A 20,491-nucleotide genomic window follows, 5' to 3' on the forward strand; every position below is an offset into this window, starting at 1 on the left:
TTCTTTTGTTCCCAACTAAGTAGCAGTTAAGCCCGTTTTGACGGCTCATAACGGGCTTAAGTGCTACTTAGTTGGGATTAACCGTTCAGCTTTCCCGCGAGCCGCTCACGCATGTGGATACTGGCCTCGTTGAGCCCGATGAACTCCACCTCGCGACCGTGGTTGCGGTACTTCTCAGTGACGGAATCAAGCACAGCAATAGTGGATGCATCCCAAAGGTGCGAGTTATGGAGATCGATGACCACACGATCTATTCCTTCCGAGGAATCCTTTGCGTAGTCGAACTGTGTGTACAGATCATTTGACGACGCGAAGAAGAGCTCGCCATCCACCGTGTACGTTGCCACCGTCTCACCGTTGAGCTCCAGTTCGGTCCGCTCTACGGTGGCGAAGTGGGCTACACGCCGCGCAAACAGCACCATCGCGGTCAAAACGCCGACGCCGACACCCACCGCCAGGTTATGTGTTGCCACAACAGCGGCCACAGTGATCAGCATGACGGCGGTCTCTGACTTGGGTAGCCGCTTCAAGGTGGATGGCCGAACAGAGTGCCAGTTGAAGGTGATCAGGGAAACGAAGATCATCACGGCAACAAGCGCCGCCATGGGAATCATGCCCACAACGTCCCCAAGGACTACCACCAGGATCAGCAGGAACACGCCCGCCAAGAACGTTGAGAGCCGGCTCCGTGCGCCCGATCCCTTGACGTTGATCATGGTCTGTCCGATCACGGCACAGCCACCCAAGCCTCCGAGGAATCCTGTGACAATGTTGGCCACCCCCTGGCCCCAGGAAACCCGTGTCTTGTTGGACCGCGTGTCCGTGATGTCGTCCACGAGCTTGGCTGTCAGGAGTGATTCCAGCAGGCCAACGAGGGCCATGGACAATGCGAAGGGCGCAATGATCTGGAACGTCTCCAGGTTCAGCGGGACATTCGGCAGGAAGAACCCCGGCAGGCTGTGGGGGAGCTCGCCTTTGTCACTGACCGTGGGAACATCGATATGCCCCAGAACGGTAACCAGAGTAATGACCACGATCGCCACGAGCGGCGCAGGAATGGCCGTGGTCAGGCGGGGTAGCCCAAAGACCATGGCGAGTCCCACGGCAACAATTGGATAGACCATCCAGGGGACGTTGAAGAGCTCGGGCATCTGCGAGATGAACACCAAAATTGCCAGTGCGTTCACGAAGCCAATCATCACCGACCGCGGAATGAAGCGCATGAGTCGCGTGACACCGAGGACAGCCAGGATGATCTGGAAAACACCTGCCAGGATGATCGTGGCGATCAGGTAGTCGAGTCCGTGCTCCTTCATCACGGGAGCGATGACCAATGCCACAGCCCCTGTCGCTGCAGAGATCATGGCTGGACGACCACCCACGAGAGCAGTCACCACGCCCATGGTGAAGGAAGCGAACAGCCCAATCCGGGGATCCACCCCCGCGATCACCGAAAAAGCAATGGCCTCCGGAATGAGCGCCAGTGCAACTACCAGTCCAGCCAGGGATTCCGTCAGCAGGCGGCGGGGCGAGCGGAAAGTCACCCGCAGTGACATGAGTTGCTCGGGAGTCATGGCGTCCTTACAGTGCAGTCTGGCGGTAACGCTCAATCTGCTTTAGACGCCGCTGGAGGCTGTCGCGCCGCGGGTGCGGAACGACGTCGGGCGCCTCAGCGGTGAGGTCAATATGTTCGGTTCCGTACTGCCACAGCAGGAGGTCATCCAGGAGGCGGTCGGGGCCCGGGGAGTAGCGGTGATCCAGGGCTTTGCGGACCTCTGTGATCCGGTTGGCACTCAAGAGCCCCGCGAGTTCCACGGTTTTGGTGAGTCCGTGGGCCGCAAGGAGTTCGGCAGCCCACCCCCAGTCGTCATCAACTTTACGGTCAACGTGGGGCAGGAGCGTACGCCAGACGTCCCGAACCCGGTTGGGAGTCAGCGGGGAAGCGCCCTCGCCGTGCAGGTCCCAATAGCTTCTGACCTCTTCGTAGCGCTCGTGGAGGTCAGCGAAAGCGCTCTCCACGGTTTCCAGCATGGCCGCAGTGGCGGTGAACTGGCGATCGAAATGCGGAGTCCAGGCGCGCGGATCCTCCGCCTTGAAGCGGATATCATGCTCGATCTCGCTCCAGGCGTGCGCAAAAACCGTGCGGATCTGGCACTCGAAGAAGTAGCTGCCGTTGGCCGGCATGTCCGGGTTGAAGACGTGCTGATACTCCTTGACGGCCTCGTTCTGGATGGTGCGCAGGATGAGGTGCCGGCTGGAGTATCCGTACGTGCCCGATTCGATGGAACCGATGTCCTTCTCGCGGTCTCCGCGGCAATCGAAGAGCTGGCGCTGGCGCTTGATGATGTTGGCTACGGCTGCGTTCTCGGCAGGCAGTTTGGTGATGACGCGGATGCCCACCATATCATTCAAGGTGCGGAAAGGGTCCGGGAATTTGAGGACCCGCGGGCCCCCCGGCTCCAAAGGATCATCCGTGCGTGAGATTTTTTCGCGGAACGACTCCACTGTTTTGGTTCGTCCGGTGACAAACAGGGGAGTGACCTCGGCGTCGTTGAGCATGTCCCTTAGGGTGAGCAGCACATCCCGTGTGACCCGCTTCAGGGCAGGGCGAACGCGCTCATAGAGCGCCACGTTCGCATCCACTGCATCGCGCTGGTCCTGGTCCAGGCTGTCCCAATTGCTTGCCATGCCCCCAGCTTACGGGGCGGGTCCGACACTGGCGCGGGCCACCCGCCGTCGGGGTGCCCTAGCCAAAGTTGCGGGACGTCACGATAGGCTCGGTACAAAGGAGGGCGCAATGTTGCGGCACAAGTACAGCTACGGCGAACACCCCAGTCAATGGGGCGAACTCTTCATACCTGAACCGAACAACGGAAACCATCGCGGCGCGTCAGCCGTCGCGGGTGGCGTCGCGGTTGTGATCCACGGCGGCTACTGGCGCTCACAGTACGGCGCGGAGCTCGGCGAGCCCTTGGCCCGGGACCTCGCGGCGCATGGAATAACGGCCTGGAACCTTGAATACCGGCGGGCCGGCAACGGCGGTGGTTGGCCCCATACGTTCGAAGACATTCTGGCCGGGATTGACCATCTCGCCGAAATCGCCGGAAAGCACGAGCTCCACCTTGGCAAGGTAGTCGCTTTGGGGCACTCGGCCGGAGGTCACTTGGCTGTGTGGGCGGCCGGACGGCAGCGCCTCTCGGCCATCGGAACGCCCGACGCCGACCGCCAACTCGTGCGTGGATCTGAAGATAACGCCGTGCACCTGACCGGCGTTGTCAGCCAGTCCGGCCTGCTGAACCTGGCCGCGGCCGAAAAGCTGAACCTCAGTAACGGTGCCGTCTGCAACCTTATGGGTGGCGATTCAGCTAGATACCCCAAAAGGCATAAATACGCAGATCCCATGAGTTCACTGCCCATTGATGTTCCAGTTTTCGCCGTCCATGCCACCGACGACGAAGACGTTCCAGCCAGCCAGTCCGAGGCCTATGTCGCAGCGGCAACCGCAGCCGGCAGCGCAGCGCAATTGCTGCGTGTCCCCGGGGATCACTTCGATCTCATAGATCCAAAGGCCGTGGCCTACAAGAAATGCCGCGAATTGGTACAACGCCTGCTCTCCTGAATCACTGGTAGCGCCCGCCCTTCCTCTGGCAGAGTGGTCCCATGCTGACTGTGATTGGCGAGGCCTTGGTTGACGTTGTGCAGCGCCCCAGCGGAATCGAGGCGCACGTTGGCGGAAGCCCACTCAACGTCGCCGTTGGCTTGGCGCGCTTGGATCATCCCGTGCAGTTCATTGGGCGGTTTGGCCAAGACGCGTACGGCGATTCCGTCGCGGCGCATCTCCGGTCCAGTTCGGTGATGGTCCCTCTTCCGCCCGACGGCAAACCCACCAGCGTTGCCACGGCAGTGATCGACGACGAAGGCGCGGCCACCTACACCTTCGATCTCACCTGGGATTTACCGGGCCTCGGGGGGCGGTTGCCGCTCATGCTGCAGGGCGCCACTTTGCTGCATACGGGTTCGATAGCCACCGCTTTGGAGCCTGGTGCCGCGGACGTGCTTGCCGCCGTCGAGCATGCCCACCCGAGCAGCACTATCAGCTTCGATCCCAACTGCCGCCCCAGCATCATTACTGACCGCGAGTACGCACGGAGGCAGGCCGAACGCTTCGTAGTGCTCTCCGACGTGGTGAAGGCTTCTGACGAAGATCTCGAATGGCTGTATCCGGGAGCTGATCCGCTGGAGTCCGCACGCCGCTGGTTGTCTCTGGGCGGCACGGAAGGACCTGCATTGGTGGTGGTCACGCGGGGCGCGCGTGGTCCGTGGGGAATCACAGCCATCGGCGAGACCCAGGTCCCCGCACCTTCCGTGACGGTGGTGGATACTGTTGGTGCCGGCGATTCGTTCATGGCGGGGCTGCTGTCAGCGATAGTTGATCGCGGGCTTGACGGTGCGCAAAACCGCGGAGCACTCCGAGCCATGCCGGCTGAGACCCTTGCCGCCATCATGGACCACGCGACGCGTGCTGCCGCAGTCACGGTGTCACGGGCTGGCGCCAATCCGCCGACGCGGGCCGAGCTGAACCATAGGGCTGTTGCAAGCTAAAACTGTTGCCGGCGAAGTCCGGCCAAGAGGAGGTGCGCCATGAAAGACCACGATCCTTATACTGGGACGCCCGCGCCGGAATTACAGGTTGCGAGCGAGTCATTCAGCGGCGGCGATACTCTCGGCCCCGATCAACGGAGCGGGATTCTGGGTGCGGGCGGCCAAGACATTTCTCCTCAGCTGAGCTGGAGCGGAGCTCCGGAAGGAACAAGGAGTTTCGCGGTCACTATGTGGGACCCGGATGCTCCCGGTCCCGGGGGCTACTGGCATTGGGCGGTACTTAATATTCCTCCTGAAGTATCAAGCCTTCCGGCCGGCGCGGGTGGCCCAAACGGTCACGCGTTGCCCGCCGGCGCGTTCCAGTTAAAGAACGACGGCGGCCGCACCGGCTAACTTGGGGCGGCCCCGCCCAGAGGGCATGGACCGCATCGGTACATAGTGGCCGTACATGCGCTGGACGTGGAGGACCTGGGCATCGAAAAGGATTCCGAAGCACGCATACTTGCTTCAGCCCTTCCTTCGCACACCTTGGCGCGCGGAACCATCACGGGTATGTTCGAGCGTTAGTGGCGGCCTTTGGGTTCTCAACAGCCACGTAGACTGACATGATGCGGCTCGTAGCAAGTGATATTGACGGCACCATTCTCGGTCATGACGGCAAGATCAGTGATCGGACCGTCAAGGCCTTCAAAGCATGCCGGGATGCCGGGGTGGAGCTTGTGTTCGTCACGGGCCGCCCGCCGCGGTGGTTGTACCCGCTCCAGGAGCAGCTCGGCCACAGCGGAATCGTGATCTGTTCCAACGGCGCAGTGGTGTGGGATCTCGAAACGGAGAAGCCCATTTCTTCTTGCACCTTGGATATCAAATCCATTTTCGAAGCGCGCCGAATCATCAAGTCCCTGCGGCCGGATGCGTTGTTCGCAGTGGAAACTCTGACTGGTTTCCAACTGGAGCCGGGCTTTCTCGAGAATGAAACCAGTGAGCTCCTCGCGGAGTTCACTCCCGCACCGCTGGATCAGACGCTAACGGCGGATGACGCCGTCGTGAAGTTCCTGGCGATAACCCGTAAGGGCACCCCGGACGAATTCCTTGCCGAAGTGCAGCCCGCTGTTGCCCATCTGGTCAGCACCACGCACTCGGCGCCGCGCACCGCAATGCTTGAGATGTCCGTGCCCGGCATCAACAAAGCCGTCACCCTCGCGAAGTACGCTGAGTCGCTGGGTATCGAGGCCGCCGACGTTGTGGCATTCGGGGATATGCCCAACGACATCGAGATGCTTCGCTGGGCCGGCCACGGCTACGCCATGGCAAGCGGCCACCCGGAAGCGATCCTCGCTGCGGGGCAGCAGGCGCCGCACTTCGACGACGACGGCGTGGCCCAGATCCTCGAGGCGAAATTGACGGAGCAAACGGTCTAAAGCCACTGCATCACGGATGACGGACGCCGCTACCTGCCAGCACTGCTCGGTAGCCCTCCATGTAGGTGGGGAAGACGAACTCGAAGCCAGTCCGGCGCAGCCTTTGATTGGAACAGCGTTTGTCGCCAGGGCCGGCGGGGGCGTCTTCCAACGCCGTCGGTGGTTCAGGGCTTCCCATTTCCAGGGCAAGAAACCGCATGACGTCACCCATCTCGGCCGCATGGTCGTCTACGCCTACATAGACCGGATCCGGGTCCTGACCCATGGTGGTGAGGTGGACGATCATGGCCGCGGCGTCGTCCCTGTGGACACGGTTGGTGTGCCGGGGGCGTGCTGGAATCACGGCTTGTCCTGACCGGACTTGGTTGATCAGTCGGGTTCGCCCCGGACCGTAAATGCCGCCGAGCCGCAGGATGATGGGTTGGGTTCTGGTACCCCGGGTGCGGGCAAGGAACAGATTCTCAGCCTCCACCAGCACTTTGCCGCTGAAACGCGTGGGCTCGGCGGGTGTGGTTTCGTCCACCGCCCCTCCGTTGGAGTCCTTATATACGGCTGTGGAGGAGACGAATAGCATGCGGGCCGGTTCGACAGAATCGCGTTCCAAGGCGTCCAGAACATTTTGCAAGCCTTTTATATACGCTGTCCGGTATGCCTCCTCGGTGGAGGAATCGGCGGCTACAGCGACCACGACAATTTTCACATCTCCTGGGACGGCTGGGACTTCACGTGAGAGGTCCGCCCGCATGCCCCGAATCCCCGCGGGGAGCTTTTCCGGAGAACGGCGGAGACCGATCACGTCCTGGCCCAGCGCTGCAAAACGCAGTCCGGCTTCGGTTCCAAGGTCGCCGCACCCGGCAATCAACACAGTCATGCAACTAGTTTGGCAGCCGTGACGTGCGCAAAGCTGTCACCAACTTCCCAGTCTCCATACAACCCGCGTTCAACTTGCGCCCGTAGGCTTTCAGCCACAGACCCGTTTAGCTTGTTGGATGTAGGGGAATCATGGCCAAGCGCAGGATCAACGACTTCAACACCGCTCCGTTGCGGCGGATCGAACCGGATCACCACTGGAGGTCGCTTCGCGAGGGGGACCGCGTGAGTGTGGCACTAACTCCGGGGTACGAATCGGCTGGCGTAGTGGACGCCGTTACCGGTGATGCAACGGCAGTTTGGGTGGAGCTCGACGGCGGTCGCGGACGCACGCTGGTGCACATCAGCGATGACGTGGCGGTGGTCCCCCTGGAGAAGGCGACGATCACAGAGGAGTCGTAGGCGCCTATGCGCCATGGGCTACGCTTCGGATGTGACGCTGCCATATTTCCTCCGCAAGGACGGCACTGTGGGCCCACTGGCCTTGGCTCATCGCGGATTCTCCATGAATGGCTTGGAGAACTCCATGGCTGCTTTCCGTGCCGCCATTGAGCTGGGCACCCTGCACCTTGAAACGGACGTTCACACCACCTCAGATGGCGTCCTGCTCGTTTTCCACGACTCTTCCTTGGATCGGGTCACGGATTCGTCTGGCCGGATCGCCGAGCTCACGGCAGTCGAGGTGAGGCAGGCCCGGATTGGCGGAGTGGAATCCGTGCCGACTTTGGACGAGCTGGTGGCAGCCTTCCCCGATGCCCGCCTGAACCTGGACGTGAAGGACTGGAATTCCGTTAAACCGATGGCCGAGGCTATCGAGAAGCATGGCATCCATCGCCGGGTGTTGGTGACGAGTTTCTCTGACCGGCGTCGTCGTGCAGTCTTGAAACTCCTCAGCCAGCGGACGGCTTCCTCGGCTGGCAGCACCCTGACCGCGGTCTTCGTACTTCTTGGACCCATGCTTCCCGCGGGGCTGGGCCGCAAGATGCTCACCGGCGTCGATGCTTTCCAGGTGCCGGTCCGCTATGGGCGATTGCCCGTCGTGACTCCAGGTTTTGTTCGTCGCGCCCACCGCTTGGGCATCCACGTTCACGTCTGGACCATCAACGAGCCCGCTGAAATGATGCGTCTGTTGGACCTGGGCGTGGACGGCATTGTGTCCGACCGGCTGGACCTGCTGAAGGACGTCCTGATGCGCCGCGGGCAGTGGGTCTAGCCCCATTTTGTTCCCACCGAGATGGCATTTAATACCGATTCCGCTTCGGAACTTTGGGTTCAAATGCCATCTCGGTGGGAACTTACTCAGTACCCTTTCTATTTTGGGTAGGCCCGGATTAGGGTCGAAGTATCCGTACTCTTCGTTGGCACATGGCTCGCCAACCACGTGCTGGCATCGGAAGGAAGGAAAATCTGACATGGCTTCGGAATCTCACACCACCACGGATCACGACGAGATTCGCAAGTGGGTTGAAAGCAACGACGGTAAACCGGCCAGCGTCAAAAAGACCGGCGACAAGAACGACGTGGGTATCCTGCGTATCGATTTCCCCGGCGGAGCTGGCGAAGATTCGCTGGAACACATCAGTTGGGACGAATGGTTCGACAAGTTCGAGGAGAGCAAGCTGGCTTTCCTCTACCAAGCAAAAAAGGTCAGCGGCGAGGACAGCACCTTCTTCAAGTTGGTGAGCCGTTAGGCGCGACCAGAACGTAAGTCGAGTACATCGGAAGGATGATTACCGTGGCTGAGCGAGGAAACTCAAAGCACGGATCGCATCTGGATGACCAGATGCAGCACGAAACCGAGGGAATGATCAGGGGGAACAAGCCAACCCATGTGGAAGAGGGTCGGGAGACCGAGCCCTTCCCTGATGAAACAGATGCGCGAGAAGTCCGGGAGGCGTTAAACCCGAATACCGCTGCCGACGCCGCGGCGGAGGAGGGGGGAGGGTCCAGTGAGTGAAGCACTGAAAAAGTACGCGGATCTTTACCGACAGCCTGGACCATGGTGCTTGGCCTACCTCGAGGCGAGTACCGGAACAGTGGACAGCCTGGAAGCCGCGGACGTCCAACCCGACAATGTGCGGGATGCGTTGGCGGGTCAGGGAGCGTCCAAGGAAGATCTGGCCGCCATGGAATCCGCCATCCAACCCGCCGAGGGACTGCCCGCCCCGGTTAGTCGTTTTGTGTTGGTGCGGGATGGGCAGGTGATGGTTAACGAGCTGTTGCCCGGGCCACTCTCGGGGCTCGAAAGAATTTCCATGGACTCCATTCCCGACCTGCTGCCTTTGATGAAGCACCAGCCGGACGAGTTCCCATATGTCGTGGCCGAAGTCAGCCGCGATGAAGGCGAAATCAGACTACATCGGGCCGGCAGGCCGACTGTTGAGGAGAGCCAGCACGTCCAGGGCTCGGACGAGAATCTCAAAAAGGTTCCCAGCGGCGGTTGGTCACAGGGGCGGTATCAACACCACACTGAGGAGATTTGGCGGCGCAATGCCGATCAGGTGGTGAATGAAATCGACAAGGTTGTGAGGGAAAAACGAGCCCGCCTGCTGGTCCTTGCCGGTGACATCAGGGCGCGGCAACTCGTTGCCGATCAACTGTCCGAGGCGAGCAAGGCCATCCTGCGCATGGTGGATGCCCATACCCTGGCCCCTGGTTCCGACCGTCAAAAGTTCGACGACGAGGTTAATTCCTTGGTTGCCCAGCAGTGGGCGGAGGAACAACAGCAGCTGATGGAGCGCTTGGCCGAGCAGGAAGGGCAGGCCAACCCCGAGTCGGCTACTGGAAACGGGGCTGTGGTTCACGCCCTCCAGCAAGCCCAGGTGGATGTGCTGATCCTCGATGATCAAGCGCTCTCCGAACACACCCTGCTTGCGCTGGGTGCTGAACCGTGGATCGCCAGCTCTGAGGACGAAGCCTTGGGAGCTGAAGTTCTAGGAAAGGTCCCTGCACCCGCGGCCATGGTGCGTGCTGCGGCTCTAACGGATGCCCGCGTTCAGCTGGTCCCCTCCGCTGCGTTGCCTGACGGCGTCCAGGTGGCAGCCCTGCTCCGGTGGCCCACTGGACCGGAACGGCCGGGAGGCGCGTAACCATTCGACCAGAAAGGCCAAGGCGTCGAGCCTTGGCCTTTCCTTTAGGCGATTGCTTTTATTCGTTGTGGGCTTCGATGGCTGCCTTACGGACCTGGCTGGCCCGGATCCGCTCGAGATCGAACTTGCCCTTCCGATCGAAAGTGAAGATGCCATTCTTTTCCTGGAAGACGTCCGTCAGCTGCGTATAGCAGTAACCGAACATGTCCGGGTTATCCAGGAGCACGCCACATAGTGCGTCGAAGCGAGCATAGAACTCCTCCTCGCTTCTGACGCGCTGCCCGTAACCCCACGACGTCGATACATCAGTTCCGAGGCCCGCTTCTGCTGACGCTTGGCGCGCCTCCGTTTCGTTCCACCAAATGCCGCCGAATTCCGACACGAAATACGGCTGGCCGGCGTAAGGAACGGAGTATTCCTCACCCTGCGGGTTCCGGTTTACAAAGGGCTTCCCGTCCGAAAGGCCCTGCTGCTCGATCCGGAACTTGTCCGGATTCTGCTCGTAGGAATGGGAATCGTAAATGTCTGTTTCGCGGATGCGGTGCGAGTACCCCGATGCATCGATGACAGGCCGCGTGGGGTCGGTCAATTTCGTGGCAAGGAACATGGCCTGCGTGACATCATCCAGTACCGTGAGTCGATCGTGCAGGACCTGGTGTGTTTCGTTCAGCGGGCACCATCCGATGATCGAGGGATGGTTGAAGTCGCGCTGCAGCACCTCAAGCCATTGGGCTACGAAACTCGCTGTCGGCTTCTGGTTGTGGCCAACGGTTCCTCCTCCGGAGACGCCCCAGTCGCCGAACTCGCCCCAGACCAAGTAGCCGAGTCTGTCTGCATGGTAGAGAAAACGCTCTTCGAAGACTTTTTGGTGGAGTCGTGCACCGTTGAATCCTGCCGTCATGGCCAACTCGATGTCCTTGATTAATGCAGCGTCATCCGGCGAAGTCATCAGCGACTCCGGCCAATAGCCCTGATCCAGCACCAGTCTTTGGAACACGTTCTTGCCGTTGAGACGAACCACTTTGCCATCAAGGGCAACTGAACGAACGGCTGCGTAGCTGCTGACGCGGTCAACCGCGGTTCCGGCAGCGTCCCGAACCGTCACCTCAAGGTCATAAAGGAAGGGATCCTCAATGCACCAAGGGCGCAGGGATTCGGCGGGAATGCTCAGCCGGAATGTTGGCGTGAGGTCCAAGTCTGCCTTGGCCGTGGCTTCCACCCTCAGATCGTCCTTATCGCTGAGGACAGCGGTCACCGTGTGCCCCGTGCGGTTCTGGCTGATCGGAACCTCAATCGTGATGCTTGAGTCGGCCAGGTTGGGAGTCATTCGGAGCCGTTTGATGTGGACCTCGGGTACAGCTTCCATCCAGACCGTCTGCCAGATTCCAGTGGTGCGGGTGTACTGGCAATGAGTGTTGTTGTACCAGGTTGCCTGCTTGCCCCGGGCCTGCGTTTCGTGCCGCGAATCGCGGGCCCGGACAACAATGACCGCTTCCGTGCCGGGTTCGGCCACTCCACCAAGATCGGCGGTGAAGGGGGTGAAACCACCCCTGTGGCGGCCCACTTCAATGCCGTTCACCCAGACAGTCGCGTCGTGATCCACAGCGCCGAAGTGCAGGAGGACGTTCTGGCCGGCCCACTCCTGGGGAATGGTCACCGTACGTCGGTACCAAACAGCTTCCATGAAATCCACGTGCGCAATTCCGGAAAGTTCCGACTCCGGGGCGAACGGCACCAGAATCTCACCCGTGAGCTCGCGCTTGGCGAGTCCGCGCTCCAAACCCGAGTCGCCGGCGTCGATCTCAAAACCCCAGGTTCCGTTGAGGTTTATCCAGTTCTCGCGGACAAGTTGGGGACGAGGATGCTCGGGCTTGGGAAGGGCCGGCATCATCTTGGGCTCTGTCAACGCATCTCCTTGGAAGGGGAAGGGTTCAATTTCCAGTCAAGCGCATCGCCGGAAAATGTGCATCTACCGGCCCGCCTGCTCGGCGCACGGCACTAAATTGTCTCTGTCCGCATTGTCTCTGGTCGCCGCATTGGAATCGTGACGTGAGATGGTGTTTGTACACCAGCCGCTGCGCGAGGAGATTGACGTGACGAGTTTCCGCTTGGCCATCATTGATGATTATCAGCAGGTCGCCAGCGACTACGCCCCTTGGGATTCACTGCTCGACGACGGCGTGAAGGTCAGCGTTTTCAGCGCACCATTTGTTTCGGAAGAGCAAGCCGTGGCAGCCTTGGCGCCGTTCGACATCATTGTGGCGATGCGTGAACGGACGCGCTTCCCTCGTCGCGTGCTCGAGTCATTGACCAACCTGAAACTGCTCGTGACTACGGGCATGGCCAATGCTGCGATCGACCTTGAGGCGGCGTCGGAGCGGGGCGTCCTGGTGTCCGGAACGGGCGGTTCGCCTGCAGCGGCACCGGAGATGACGTGGGCGTTGCTGCTCGCTTTTGCCCGCAACCTGGTTATGGAGGAAAACTCGCTGCGGGCAGGCGACTGGCAGACCGCCGTCGGGTTTGAACTCGAAGGCAAGACGCTCGGAATCGTCGGCCTCGGCAAGATAGGGAAGCGGATCGCGGGCTACGCGAAAGCCTTCGGCATGGATGTGCTCGCTTGGAGCCAGAACCTTGCGGCAGAGGCGGCCGAGGAGGCTGGTGCTCGAAAGGTCACCAAGGAGGAGCTGTTCCGGGAATCCGACGTGGTGACGTTGCACCTACGGCTGTCCGATCGGACCGAGGGCATAGTCGGTTCGGAAGAATTGAGGCTCCTGGGTCCCGAGGGCGTACTCATCAATACCGCGCGCGGGCCACTCGTGGACGAGGCAGCGCTGATTCGTGCACTGGAGGAAGGCTGGATTCGCGGCGCTGCCATGGATGTCTTTGATGAGGAGCCGCTGCCGGCTGGGCATGCTTTGCTTCATTCATCGCGAACCGTGCTCTCGCCACATATCGGCTACGTGACACACGAAAGTTACCGGCAGTTCTACGGCGGCGCATTCGAGGACGTTAAGGCCTGGCTTGAGGGCGCGCCCATTCGTGCGCTGAACGACTGACGCCATCTTCGTAATGGGCAACCGCTTTCCCGGCAAAAGCTGGCAAGATGGACCCATGCGTATCCTCATCGCCCCGGACAAATTCAAGGGATCCCTGACCGCCGCGGAAGCCGCATCAGCCATGGCCGAGGGCGCCTTACGCGTCTATCCAGACGCCATAACTACCCAATTTCCGGTAGCTGACGGTGGCGAAGGTACCCTCGACGCCGCCATCGCCGCTGGCTACGAAGAGCGGAACCACGCCGTTGTGGGTCCAATTCTCAAGCCGGTCGGAGCTTCCTGGGCCATCCGTAAAGATTCTTTCGGCGGAGCCACTGCTGTAATCGAAACCGCCCAGGCTTCGGGTTTGGCCTTCATGGAGCCCACCCCCGAGAATTCGTTGCGGGCCCACAGCTACGGCTGCGGACAGCTCATAGCCGCTGCGCTTGACGCCGGCGCCACCGAGATTGTGTTGGGACTTGGCGGTTCCGCAATGTCCGACGCCGGTAGCGGCGCCTTGCGTGCGCTGGGGCTCAAGCCCGTGGACGCTGCCGGAAATGTGGTGCCGCTTGGCGGAGGTTTCCTTGCCGACGTCGTTGCCCTGGACATCTCCGAGTTGGATCCGCGGCTTTCGCGCGCCAAGTTCCGGATCGCCGTCGACGTCCAAAACCCGCTGTTCGGCCCGGATGGCGCCGCGTATGTTTTCGGCCCGCAGAAGGGGGCAGACGAAGACGCTGTTGAAAAGCTCGACGCCGGCCTCCGTAACTGGGCCTCGCTCCTTCGGGAAGCCACGGGCCGGGACGTCAACGTTCCGGGAGCCGGAGCGGCAGGCGGGTTCCCGGCTTCGTTCCTTGCCTTTACCGACTCCGCGCTTGAAGGCGGCTTCGCGCTGGTCGCCGGACTCACAGGCCTTGCTTCGCACCTCAGCGAGGCGGACCTCGTGATTACGGGCGAGGGTTCCATGGATGAGCAGTCGCTCACCGGTAAAGCGCCCATCGCCTTGGCTGATGCCGCAAGCGTGTACGGAATACCCGTGGTCGCTGTGGCAGGCCGAATCACGGTGACGCCCGAGGATCTCGCCAAACACGGGATAGTTGCTGCGGCCCAGTTGTTGGACGTCGCTCAGCGCAAGGACGGTGTTCCGGACGTCGCCGACGCCGTTGCCAATGCAGCCAAGTATGTTGCATGGGCTACAAGTCAGGTGCTTGAGGGGGCCTAGCTTCTTCTGGGCTACTGCCTGTAGCCCTCGACCTCGCCGATGGGTCGCGGTTCGGCGTCGTCGGGATTCTCACCAGCGTGCTTCTTGGCCCGGCGCTGGCGGAGCAAGTCCCAGCACTGGTCGAGTTGAGCCTCAAGCTGGGCCAAGCGGGCGCGGCTGCCGTCGCCGTCGACGTCGTCCTCAATTCCGCCCCCGACCGCTGCATCCCGCAGGCGGTGCTCCTCTTCCACGAGTGACTGAATCCGTTCCAGAAGATCCTGCTCGTCCATGGTTCGCTCTCCTTGGTTCACTGGATAGTTGCTTATACGAACGTAGTCTGGCTGGCCGGATGCGTCTACGGGTGGCCGACGGCATACTGGGGACATGAAATTCACTACGACCATCGTCGGCGATGGCAACAAGGCTGGCATTGAGGTTCCCGAGGATATTGTTAGTGCGCTCGATGCCGGCAAGCGGCCCCCAGTAGTTGTAACCATCAACGGCCAGAGCTATCGCAGCAGCATCGCGGTGATGGGTGGGAAGTACATGGTGGGTGTCAGCTCTGCGAACAGGGACCTGACTGGGGCGTCCGCAGGCGACACCGTGGACGTGAATCTGGAAGTGGACACCCAACCGCGTGTAATCGAGGTTCCGGACGACCTCGCTGCGGCCCTTGAGGCGGAGCCCGAGGCGAAAGCCTTCTACGGGACGTTGAATTACAGTGCCCAGCGCCGATACGTGGAACCGATTGGGGACGCCAAAACGGAGGAGACCCGGGCTCGGCGGATCGCGAAGGCTGTCGCTGATTTGAAGGCGGGGAAGAAGTAGGGTTTAGGCCGGGCCGCCGCGCGGGGCGTTTCAGTCCTGGCGTCGGCTGTAAGTGCTCACAACGTTGCCTTTGCTCGTGGCGTACTGATCCTCCAGAACGAGGCGGCTCAATGGGTCGCCGTCCTCAAAGAGTCGCCGTCCACTGCCGGCAACCACGGGGTGGGTCATGAGGGTCAGCTCATCCAGGACGCCCGCGAACAGCAGTTGTCGCACTACGGAGATGCTGCCGCAGACTGCGATCTCTCCACCGTCACGCCCTTTCAGGTCAGTGACGAACTGCTCCAGCGGCCCATCGATGAGGTGCGAGTTCTCCCATTCGAGGGGCTCGGACAGCGTGCGAGATGCCACGAACTTCTCCACGGGGTTGATGAAGGCGGCAAAATCTTCGTCTTGCGAAGCATTCGGCCAATATCCGGCCCACTCCTGGTAGCTGATTCGGCCTAGAACCACCGTGTCCACAGTGTTGATCATCTTGGTCAGTCCCTTGCCCAGTTCGTCGTCGAAGCTGTCGAACTGGAACTTGAACGGGTCCTGAACTACGCCATCCACGGAGTGGAACAGGCCGGCGGTTACCTTGCGCATCGGTTCTCCTTTTAGGCTGCCGCCGTTGCCAGGCGACGACGGGACGGCAGTTCAGTGACGTTGCTCGACTCAGTGTTCAAGCGGACGGGAACTTCGAAGAGTTCCGCGTAGACCTGAAGCTCGCCGAGCGCGTCCGTGTCAACGGTGGCTTCGGAAAGGTCCATCTCGACGTTCAGGCCGCCGCCAAGGCTCTTGGTTCGCTGCACCACGGGGTAGAGGCCCTGCACGCTCGAAGTAGTGACGTGACCGGTTGCGGCAATCTGGATCTGTTCGACGTCAACGTCGCCTCGAACAACGACGGAGAGGTTCTCGCTGGTCAATGTTCTGCCTTTCATCAGATTGCTGCCACGCTGCAGCGTCCCCAGCGTATGTGCACGGTGTGACCTGCGCAACATTACGGCGGCACGGCTTGCATCGGCGGTGGCCGCCAGCCAGGCCACTGTTAACGCAGGCGTCGATGTTCTGCGCTGCGCTTCAGGGTCAGCGTCATAAGCACTTGCCGGCGTCACGTTGACCCGCATCGGCCGAAGAAGCTGATGGGACTGGTCAGCTAACCGGCCGAACGCTCAGCTACGTCACGGACGTCGAGGTTGAAGCGCTCTACAGCCGAAACCAGGTCGGCATCCTGGGTATGACCGGTCGCTGGATTACCCTTACATGCAGTGCCCCCAAAATACAGTGATGGTATCCCGGCGATCATGACGCCAAATCCTCCTATTTCTTTATTATGACTTCTGATCAGGCTTACAGTCGGCATTATTCCATTGTAATTTCCGTTTTCTGCAGCGACCCCTCAACGACGTGTTAGAGTAAATTTCGGTAAACGGAACAAGAATGATTGGTGTCATTAAGACCGTTCGCATGGACGACGGTCTGGCTTGACCCTTCGGGAATAATTTTCCGAGCCAGACGCATCGAGTAAACATACGGATAAGTTATGGGGACCCGTTGAATAATCCATTTAATTCCCAGTTGCCACGCCTTGGGGTAGGTCCAATGTCGCGGCTTACCGTTCAAGCCATGACTGATGTTGCCTATCGGCAACAGGCACCAATCATGGCGATTGCAAGTCGGCGCCAGATTGACCATAAAGAGGCAGGCGGCGGGTATGTGGAAAATTGGACCTCGGCCGAGTTCGCCTCTTCTCTTTCGGCAAATGACCCCTCCGGCCTCATTGCAATCTGCCGCGACCACGGAGGACCTTGGCAGCAACCACTTCAATGGTCTGCTGATCCAGTGGTGGAGCTCGAGAATGCACTCGCCTCTTTCCGGAGCGATATCGACGCGGGCTTCAACCTTCTGCATATCGACACGTCCAAGGCGTCGAGCGGTTCAGTCGATATCGAGAGCGCCCTCGATCGACTAACTCTGCTCTACAGAGGGGCCTGGGAGCATGCCCGCCTCAAGGGTCGAGACATTTCCTTCGAAATTGGCTTTGAGGTTCAAGGCGAGGAGATGAACGATCCCCGGCAATTTCAAGTGGAACTGAACCGAGCCCTTGATGGTCTTTCCGCAGCAGAATTGCCGATGCCTGTCTTTGTCGTTGCCCAGACGGGCACGAAGGTGGTCGAGGACAAGAATACCGGCGCCCTGGTGCGGGGTGACCGGAACAGGGTCCTCGACGGAATCAGTGTCCTTTCAGCGCTCTGCCATGACGCCTCTGTCCAGCTGAAGGCTCACAACGTTGACTATTTAGACCCCGCCGAGGTCACTCAGCTCATGACGGCCGGCGTAGATGCCATTAACGTTGCGCCTGAGTTCGGGGTCATCGAGACACGTGTCCTTCTCCAAGCCATGCGGGACCTAGATGCCCGTGATCTCCGTGAGGCTTTCGTCAGTGCTGCAGTGGAATCAGGCAGATGGAAGTCCTGGATCGTGGCAGGCAAGACATACGATCCCGAAACGCTCGCCATCTTGTCCGGACACTACATATTCAGTTCGGAAACTGGGAAGCGGATTCGAAACGAGGTCGACCGAAGACGCGCCGAGATGGGACAGCCGTCCGTTGATATCGAAATACTCGACGCGCTCCGCTCGAGCATCGAGGGCTACCAATCCGCAACGCAAAAGACAACGAACAAGACGGAGGCACACGTAAATGGCTGACTGGATTCTTGGCCTTGGTGGATCTTCGCACGACTACTCAGCTGCCCTCATGCACGGCAACGACATCATTGTTGCTATCGAAGAGGAACGCATCTCTCGGGTTAAGTACGGCCTCGGTAACGGCTTCCAAAACCCTATCCGGGGAGCCATTCAGTATTGCTTGGATTACGCCGGAATCGGACTAGACGATATTCATTCAGTTGTCTCAAGCGATTTGCTCCCGCATCGGGTCCGCTCAATGTTCGCGGCGGACCAGTTAACCCTCTACCCTCACCACCTTTCTCACGCGGCATCCGCGTGGCTCCTGACTTCGCCAGGAGAAGAAGGAGGCGTCATCGTCTATGACGGGCTTGGGTCGGTCGCCGAACATCCGGGCCCGGATATGCGCGCCAAGCGTGAGACGTTCACGTTCTATGCAGTGTCCTCGCTAGGCGATTTCACCCGTGTTGGTGGGACGTACGGCGAAGGATTTGTCGAACACACAATGTTTCCAATGGGCTACACCAATTCGGTAGGACAGATTTACGAGATCGTCAATGCAGCTGTTGGGTTCGCCGGCCTCGAGTCAGGCAAAACGATGGGGCTAGCAGGCTGGGGTAGTCCTCAGTACTTGGATGAATTTGCTAAGCATGCCCGGATTGGAGACTCGCTGGACTCGCTCTTCCAATTCAGCCCCTTCGATGGCTTCCTAGAAGAGCTTCAAGCAATTAAAGACCGCGATGGTGACACTTTCGCCACTCATGCGGATCTGGCAGCGACGGTTCAGACGATTCTCGAGAGGGTGCTGCTGCGCGGGTACGAGCTCCTTCGCGACGAGGCCCCCACTGGAACGCTAGCAATTGCGGGCGGTTGTGGGCTCAACACGGTTGCCAACGGAGTTCTTGCCGCACGGGCAGCAGCCGACGGGAGGAGAGTGCTTATCCCACCTCACTCCGGCGATGCCGGTCTTTCATTTGGCGCCCTTTATCTCTTCGCAAAGGAACGTGATGCCGAAGTTCAGGTCACCTTCCGAGGTAAAGCAGTCGATGATCGGGTCGCTCGGCCGTCCAAAACGTACGCTGCAGATGCGGCCCGCGCAGAAGTACGAATGTTCTACCCGGATCTTCTTGTTGAGCCGAGCCTGATGAGTCCTGAACAACTGGCTGCCCGTTTGGCAGATGGAGAAATCATTGCTGTATTCGAGGGTTCATCCGAATTCGGACCTCGCGCCCTTGGCGGCCGCTCAATTCTGGCCGACCCGCGCAAAAGCATGGTCAGGGAGCGAATTAACCGTCAAATCAAATATCGGGAGCCTTTCCGCCCCATAGCTCCTCTCATCCTGGATAGTGAATTTAGCGACTACTTCGAGCCGTCGAGTGCAGCGGACCCTTTCATGCTGAAAGTCGCGCAGGCAACTGAACTCTGCAAGGCATCAGCTCCTGCTGTAGTTCATATTGACGGCGGCTCGCGAGTTCAAACGGTGCCCTCAGAAGGAGACAGCTTTCTTACAAGAACGCTTCGCGAGTTCTTTGCCATCACAGGGGTGCCGATCCTGGTAAACACGTCGTTCAACAGGCGTGGTGAGCCCATTGTCGAGACTCCTCTCCAGGCGCTCCGTGCCCTCCATGAAATGCCTCTCGACGGCCTCTGGCTGGAAGGCCAGTTCGTAACCCGCGTTCCATCGCACTTTCCCCCCGCTGTCAGATGAATGTCGCGTCTCGTGTGATCCCTACGGACGCAGGGCGAAAAGTAGAAATTCTGGCGGGTGTTGACGCGCGAAATCTCATCGTGCGTAAAACCGCAGAAGAAGGGGCGGACGCCTCCCCTTTGCTGGAACAGGCGAGACACCTGCACTACATGCATGACACCCACAATCTGCGCATGTACCCAGAGGTCATTCGGACCTTCGACACTGGCTTTGACATGACTTTTGTGCGCGGCGAAACGTTGTCCTCGTACCTCGATAAATCCAGTCATGCGGACGACGCCATTGCCAATGCTGTTGACGCATTATTCGATCTTGCTCTCACGCTACGGAAGCCGTGGCACCAGGAGGCCGAGCATAGGATCAACTTCCTTCGCGCAGAAGCACTGGAGCGGCGGGGCCGGTTTAAGCGAGCCATCGCCAAGACACACCTATCCTTGAAACCGTCGACGCGATCTCTCGTTTCGCTGCTCGATCAGGTCGTAGCGGACTCCTCGAACTGGGTCTCGCGTGCCATCGACAGCCAAAATGTGGATCAACGGGCCAGACTTTCAATAGCCGTTCACGGTGATTTTGTGCCCTCAAACGTCATTCTCCATGGGCCAGAAACGACGTTTCTAGACGTGCGTGGGGTCTGGTATCAAGGGGTCCCTTTATGGGATCCAATCATGGATCTGGCATCTTTCTGTGTCTTTGCAGAGTCGATTTGGCCAGCTCTGGCGGACTCTGGATTTGCCACGCCCATGCGCCATCCCTTTAGGGAGGGCGAAGTTTTGACGGCCGCCTTAAAATCCATCGCGCTCCAAGCATGGCTTCGAAACGACGCGCATTGGCGGGCGCGGTTCGACGTTTACCGGGGCTTTCGTGTCCTAGGCAATATTGCAAACCATCTCACCACGACTCGCCAAGACGGATTTGACCACGCGATAGCTGTGCTGGGCCCCTACCTATCAATCTCCAAGAGGATTGCTGCTCATGCCACCTGATGTTCGGAATCGGTCGCTTGTCTTCGATTTTGACGGCACTTTGGCGTACCCGAAAGCTCCAATTGGGAAGGACATCTCCGATCGGCTTGGCCT

21 protein-coding genes and 1 pseudogene are annotated in these 20,491 nt (G+C 60.0%); 15 read left to right on the forward strand and 7 right to left on the reverse strand.

Annotated elements, in window-relative coordinates; all coding sequences use genetic code 11:
• Positions 1-77: 77 nt before the first annotated feature.
• Positions 78-1,574: a SulP family inorganic anion transporter gene (locus tag AC1DCM_RS05520; protein WP_442005216.1), complete on the reverse strand. Its 1,497-nt coding sequence runs from the start codon at positions 1,572-1,574 to the stop codon at positions 78-80.
• Between the two features lie 7 nt (positions 1,575-1,581).
• Entirely contained in the window at positions 1,582-2,688 is a 1,107-nt protein-coding gene (locus tag AC1DCM_RS05525) for a GTP pyrophosphokinase (RefSeq protein ID WP_216924310.1), read from the reverse strand.
• A gap of 109 nt (positions 2,689-2,797) precedes the next feature.
• On the opposite strand from AC1DCM_RS05525, the gene AC1DCM_RS05530 reads away from it, so the two are divergent.
• The 4 genes and pseudogenes from AC1DCM_RS05530 to AC1DCM_RS05545 all read left to right on the forward strand — a co-directional run bounded on the left by AC1DCM_RS05530 (position 2,798) and on the right by AC1DCM_RS05545 (position 6,020).
• Entirely contained in the window at positions 2,798-3,619 is an 822-nt protein-coding gene (locus tag AC1DCM_RS05530) for an alpha/beta hydrolase (RefSeq protein WP_442005215.1), read from the forward strand.
• A gap of 41 nt (positions 3,620-3,660) precedes the next feature.
• Positions 3,661-4,602 carry a carbohydrate kinase family protein gene (locus tag AC1DCM_RS05535; protein ID WP_477517581.1) on the forward strand — a complete coding sequence of 314 codons (942 nt, stop codon included), beginning with the start codon at positions 3,661-3,663 and terminating at the stop codon, positions 4,600-4,602.
• Between the two features lie 39 nt (positions 4,603-4,641).
• A pseudogene (locus AC1DCM_RS05540) lies at positions 4,642-5,169 on the forward strand (YbhB/YbcL family Raf kinase inhibitor-like protein).
• Between the two features lie 41 nt (positions 5,170-5,210).
• Complete coding sequence (locus tag AC1DCM_RS05545; protein ID WP_442005212.1) at positions 5,211-6,020, forward strand: HAD family hydrolase; 810 nt, start codon at positions 5,211-5,213, stop codon at positions 6,018-6,020.
• Positions 6,021-6,030: 10 nt separating this feature from the next.
• On the opposite strand, the gene AC1DCM_RS05550 is transcribed toward AC1DCM_RS05545, so the two are convergent.
• Complete coding sequence (locus AC1DCM_RS05550) at positions 6,031-6,891, reverse strand: NAD-dependent epimerase/dehydratase family protein (RefSeq protein WP_477517582.1); 861 nt, start codon at positions 6,889-6,891, stop codon at positions 6,031-6,033.
• 131 nt (positions 6,892-7,022) lie between these two features.
• On the opposite strand from AC1DCM_RS05550, the gene AC1DCM_RS05555 reads away from it, so the two are divergent.
• From AC1DCM_RS05555 to AC1DCM_RS05575, 5 genes are all read left to right on the forward strand, one after another.
• The gene (locus AC1DCM_RS05555; protein WP_477517583.1) at positions 7,023-7,292 is read left to right on the forward strand and encodes a hypothetical protein; all 270 of its coding nucleotides are present in this window, start codon (positions 7,023-7,025) and stop codon (positions 7,290-7,292) included.
• A gap of 13 nt (positions 7,293-7,305) precedes the next feature.
• On the forward strand, positions 7,306-8,103 hold the full coding sequence (locus AC1DCM_RS05560) for a glycerophosphodiester phosphodiesterase family protein (RefSeq protein ID WP_477517584.1): 798 nt from the start codon (positions 7,306-7,308) through the stop codon (positions 8,101-8,103).
• A 199-nt stretch (positions 8,104-8,302) separates the two neighbouring features.
• Positions 8,303-8,581 (forward strand): hypothetical protein, encoded by a 279-nt coding sequence (locus tag AC1DCM_RS05565; protein ID WP_477517585.1) that lies wholly within the window; start codon positions 8,303-8,305, stop codon positions 8,579-8,581.
• 44 nt (positions 8,582-8,625) lie between these two features.
• Positions 8,626-8,847, forward strand: coding sequence for a hypothetical protein (locus tag AC1DCM_RS05570; RefSeq protein ID WP_477517586.1), 222 nt, complete (start codon positions 8,626-8,628; stop codon positions 8,845-8,847).
• Positions 8,840-9,979 (forward strand): baeRF2 domain-containing protein, encoded by a 1,140-nt coding sequence (locus tag AC1DCM_RS05575; RefSeq protein WP_477517587.1) that lies wholly within the window; start codon positions 8,840-8,842, stop codon positions 9,977-9,979. The genes AC1DCM_RS05570 and AC1DCM_RS05575 overlap by 8 nt, the downstream gene beginning before the upstream one ends.
• A gap of 58 nt (positions 9,980-10,037) precedes the next feature.
• Here AC1DCM_RS05575 and AC1DCM_RS05580 read toward each other — a convergent pair whose 3' ends face one another.
• Entirely contained in the window at positions 10,038-11,870 is a 1,833-nt protein-coding gene (locus tag AC1DCM_RS05580; RefSeq protein ID WP_442005284.1) for a glycoside hydrolase family 2 protein, read from the reverse strand.
• Between the two features lie 202 nt (positions 11,871-12,072).
• On the opposite strand from AC1DCM_RS05580, the gene AC1DCM_RS05585 reads away from it, so the two are divergent.
• Both AC1DCM_RS05585 and AC1DCM_RS05590 read left to right on the forward strand, forming a co-directional pair.
• On the forward strand, positions 12,073-13,035 hold the full coding sequence (locus AC1DCM_RS05585) for a D-2-hydroxyacid dehydrogenase family protein (RefSeq protein WP_442005205.1): 963 nt from the start codon (positions 12,073-12,075) through the stop codon (positions 13,033-13,035).
• Positions 13,036-13,090: 55 nt separating this feature from the next.
• On the forward strand, positions 13,091-14,233 hold the full coding sequence (locus AC1DCM_RS05590) for a glycerate kinase (RefSeq protein WP_442005204.1): 1,143 nt from the start codon (positions 13,091-13,093) through the stop codon (positions 14,231-14,233).
• Positions 14,234-14,244: 11 nt separating this feature from the next.
• Here the strand turns inward: AC1DCM_RS05590 and AC1DCM_RS05595 are convergent, their stop codons facing one another.
• Positions 14,245-14,502: a DUF2630 family protein gene (locus AC1DCM_RS05595; RefSeq protein WP_442005203.1), complete on the reverse strand. Its 258-nt coding sequence runs from the start codon at positions 14,500-14,502 to the stop codon at positions 14,245-14,247.
• Positions 14,503-14,596: 94 nt separating this feature from the next.
• Here AC1DCM_RS05595 and AC1DCM_RS05600 point away from each other — a divergent pair, with 94 nt between their 5' ends.
• Positions 14,597-15,040 carry a YdeI/OmpD-associated family protein gene (locus AC1DCM_RS05600; protein ID WP_442005202.1) on the forward strand — a complete coding sequence of 148 codons (444 nt, stop codon included), beginning with the start codon at positions 14,597-14,599 and terminating at the stop codon, positions 15,038-15,040.
• A gap of 30 nt (positions 15,041-15,070) precedes the next feature.
• Here the strand turns inward: AC1DCM_RS05600 and AC1DCM_RS05605 are convergent, their stop codons facing one another.
• Complete coding sequence (locus AC1DCM_RS05605; protein ID WP_442005201.1) at positions 15,071-15,622, reverse strand: dihydrofolate reductase family protein; 552 nt, start codon at positions 15,620-15,622, stop codon at positions 15,071-15,073.
• Positions 15,623-15,633: 11 nt separating this feature from the next.
• Positions 15,634-15,942 carry a hypothetical protein gene (locus tag AC1DCM_RS05610; protein WP_442005200.1) on the reverse strand — a complete coding sequence of 103 codons (309 nt, stop codon included), beginning with the start codon at positions 15,940-15,942 and terminating at the stop codon, positions 15,634-15,636.
• Positions 15,943-16,678: 736 nt separating this feature from the next.
• Here AC1DCM_RS05610 and AC1DCM_RS05615 point away from each other — a divergent pair.
• Genes AC1DCM_RS05615 through AC1DCM_RS05625 form a run of 3 tightly spaced genes read left to right on the forward strand, consistent with a single transcriptional unit; the run spans position 16,679 to position 20,398 of the window.
• Positions 16,679-17,728: a hypothetical protein gene (locus AC1DCM_RS05615; protein ID WP_442005199.1), complete on the forward strand. Its 1,050-nt coding sequence runs from the start codon at positions 16,679-16,681 to the stop codon at positions 17,726-17,728.
• 49 nt (positions 17,729-17,777) lie between these two features.
• The gene (locus AC1DCM_RS05620; protein WP_442005198.1) at positions 17,778-19,415 is read left to right on the forward strand and encodes a carbamoyltransferase C-terminal domain-containing protein; all 1,638 of its coding nucleotides are present in this window, start codon (positions 17,778-17,780) and stop codon (positions 19,413-19,415) included.
• Positions 19,416-19,429: 14 nt separating this feature from the next.
• The gene (locus tag AC1DCM_RS05625; protein ID WP_477517588.1) at positions 19,430-20,398 is read left to right on the forward strand and encodes a phosphotransferase family protein; all 969 of its coding nucleotides are present in this window, start codon (positions 19,430-19,432) and stop codon (positions 20,396-20,398) included.
• Positions 20,399-20,491: the final 93 nt, after the last annotated feature.

It is taken from the genome of Paenarthrobacter sp. 10N417 (genome assembly GCF_056394745.1).

Excerpts from the sequence above, each read along its gene's own strand:
- AC1DCM_RS05520 (WP_442005216.1), bottom strand. The coding sequence starts at position 1,574 with ATGACTCCCGAGCAACTCATGTCACTGCGGGTGACTTTCCGCTCGCCC.
- AC1DCM_RS05525 (WP_216924310.1), bottom strand. The coding sequence starts at position 2,688 with ATGGCAAGCAATTGGGACAGCCTGGACCAGGACCAGCGCGATGCAGTG.
- AC1DCM_RS05530 (WP_442005215.1), top strand. The coding sequence starts at position 2,798 with ATGTTGCGGCACAAGTACAGCTACGGCGAACACCCCAGTCAATGGGGC.
- AC1DCM_RS05535 (WP_477517581.1), top strand. The coding sequence starts at position 3,661 with ATGCTGACTGTGATTGGCGAGGCCTTGGTTGACGTTGTGCAGCGCCCC.
- AC1DCM_RS05545 (WP_442005212.1), top strand. The coding sequence starts at position 5,211 with ATGCGGCTCGTAGCAAGTGATATTGACGGCACCATTCTCGGTCATGAC.
- AC1DCM_RS05550 (WP_477517582.1), bottom strand. The coding sequence starts at position 6,891 with ATGACTGTGTTGATTGCCGGGTGCGGCGACCTTGGAACCGAAGCCGGA.
- AC1DCM_RS05555 (WP_477517583.1), top strand. The coding sequence starts at position 7,023 with ATGGCCAAGCGCAGGATCAACGACTTCAACACCGCTCCGTTGCGGCGG.
- AC1DCM_RS05560 (WP_477517584.1), top strand. The coding sequence starts at position 7,306 with ATGGGCTACGCTTCGGATGTGACGCTGCCATATTTCCTCCGCAAGGAC.
- AC1DCM_RS05565 (WP_477517585.1), top strand. The coding sequence starts at position 8,303 with ATGGCTTCGGAATCTCACACCACCACGGATCACGACGAGATTCGCAAG.
- AC1DCM_RS05580 (WP_442005284.1), bottom strand. The coding sequence starts at position 11,870 with ATGATGCCGGCCCTTCCCAAGCCCGAGCATCCTCGTCCCCAACTTGTC.
- AC1DCM_RS05590 (WP_442005204.1), top strand. The coding sequence starts at position 13,091 with ATGCGTATCCTCATCGCCCCGGACAAATTCAAGGGATCCCTGACCGCC.
- AC1DCM_RS05595 (WP_442005203.1), bottom strand. The coding sequence starts at position 14,502 with ATGGACGAGCAGGATCTTCTGGAACGGATTCAGTCACTCGTGGAAGAG.
- AC1DCM_RS05600 (WP_442005202.1), top strand. The coding sequence starts at position 14,597 with ATGAAATTCACTACGACCATCGTCGGCGATGGCAACAAGGCTGGCATT.
- AC1DCM_RS05605 (WP_442005201.1), bottom strand. The coding sequence starts at position 15,622 with ATGCGCAAGGTAACCGCCGGCCTGTTCCACTCCGTGGATGGCGTAGTT.
- AC1DCM_RS05615 (WP_442005199.1), top strand. The coding sequence starts at position 16,679 with ATGGCGATTGCAAGTCGGCGCCAGATTGACCATAAAGAGGCAGGCGGC.
- AC1DCM_RS05620 (WP_442005198.1), top strand. The coding sequence starts at position 17,778 with ATGCACGGCAACGACATCATTGTTGCTATCGAAGAGGAACGCATCTCT.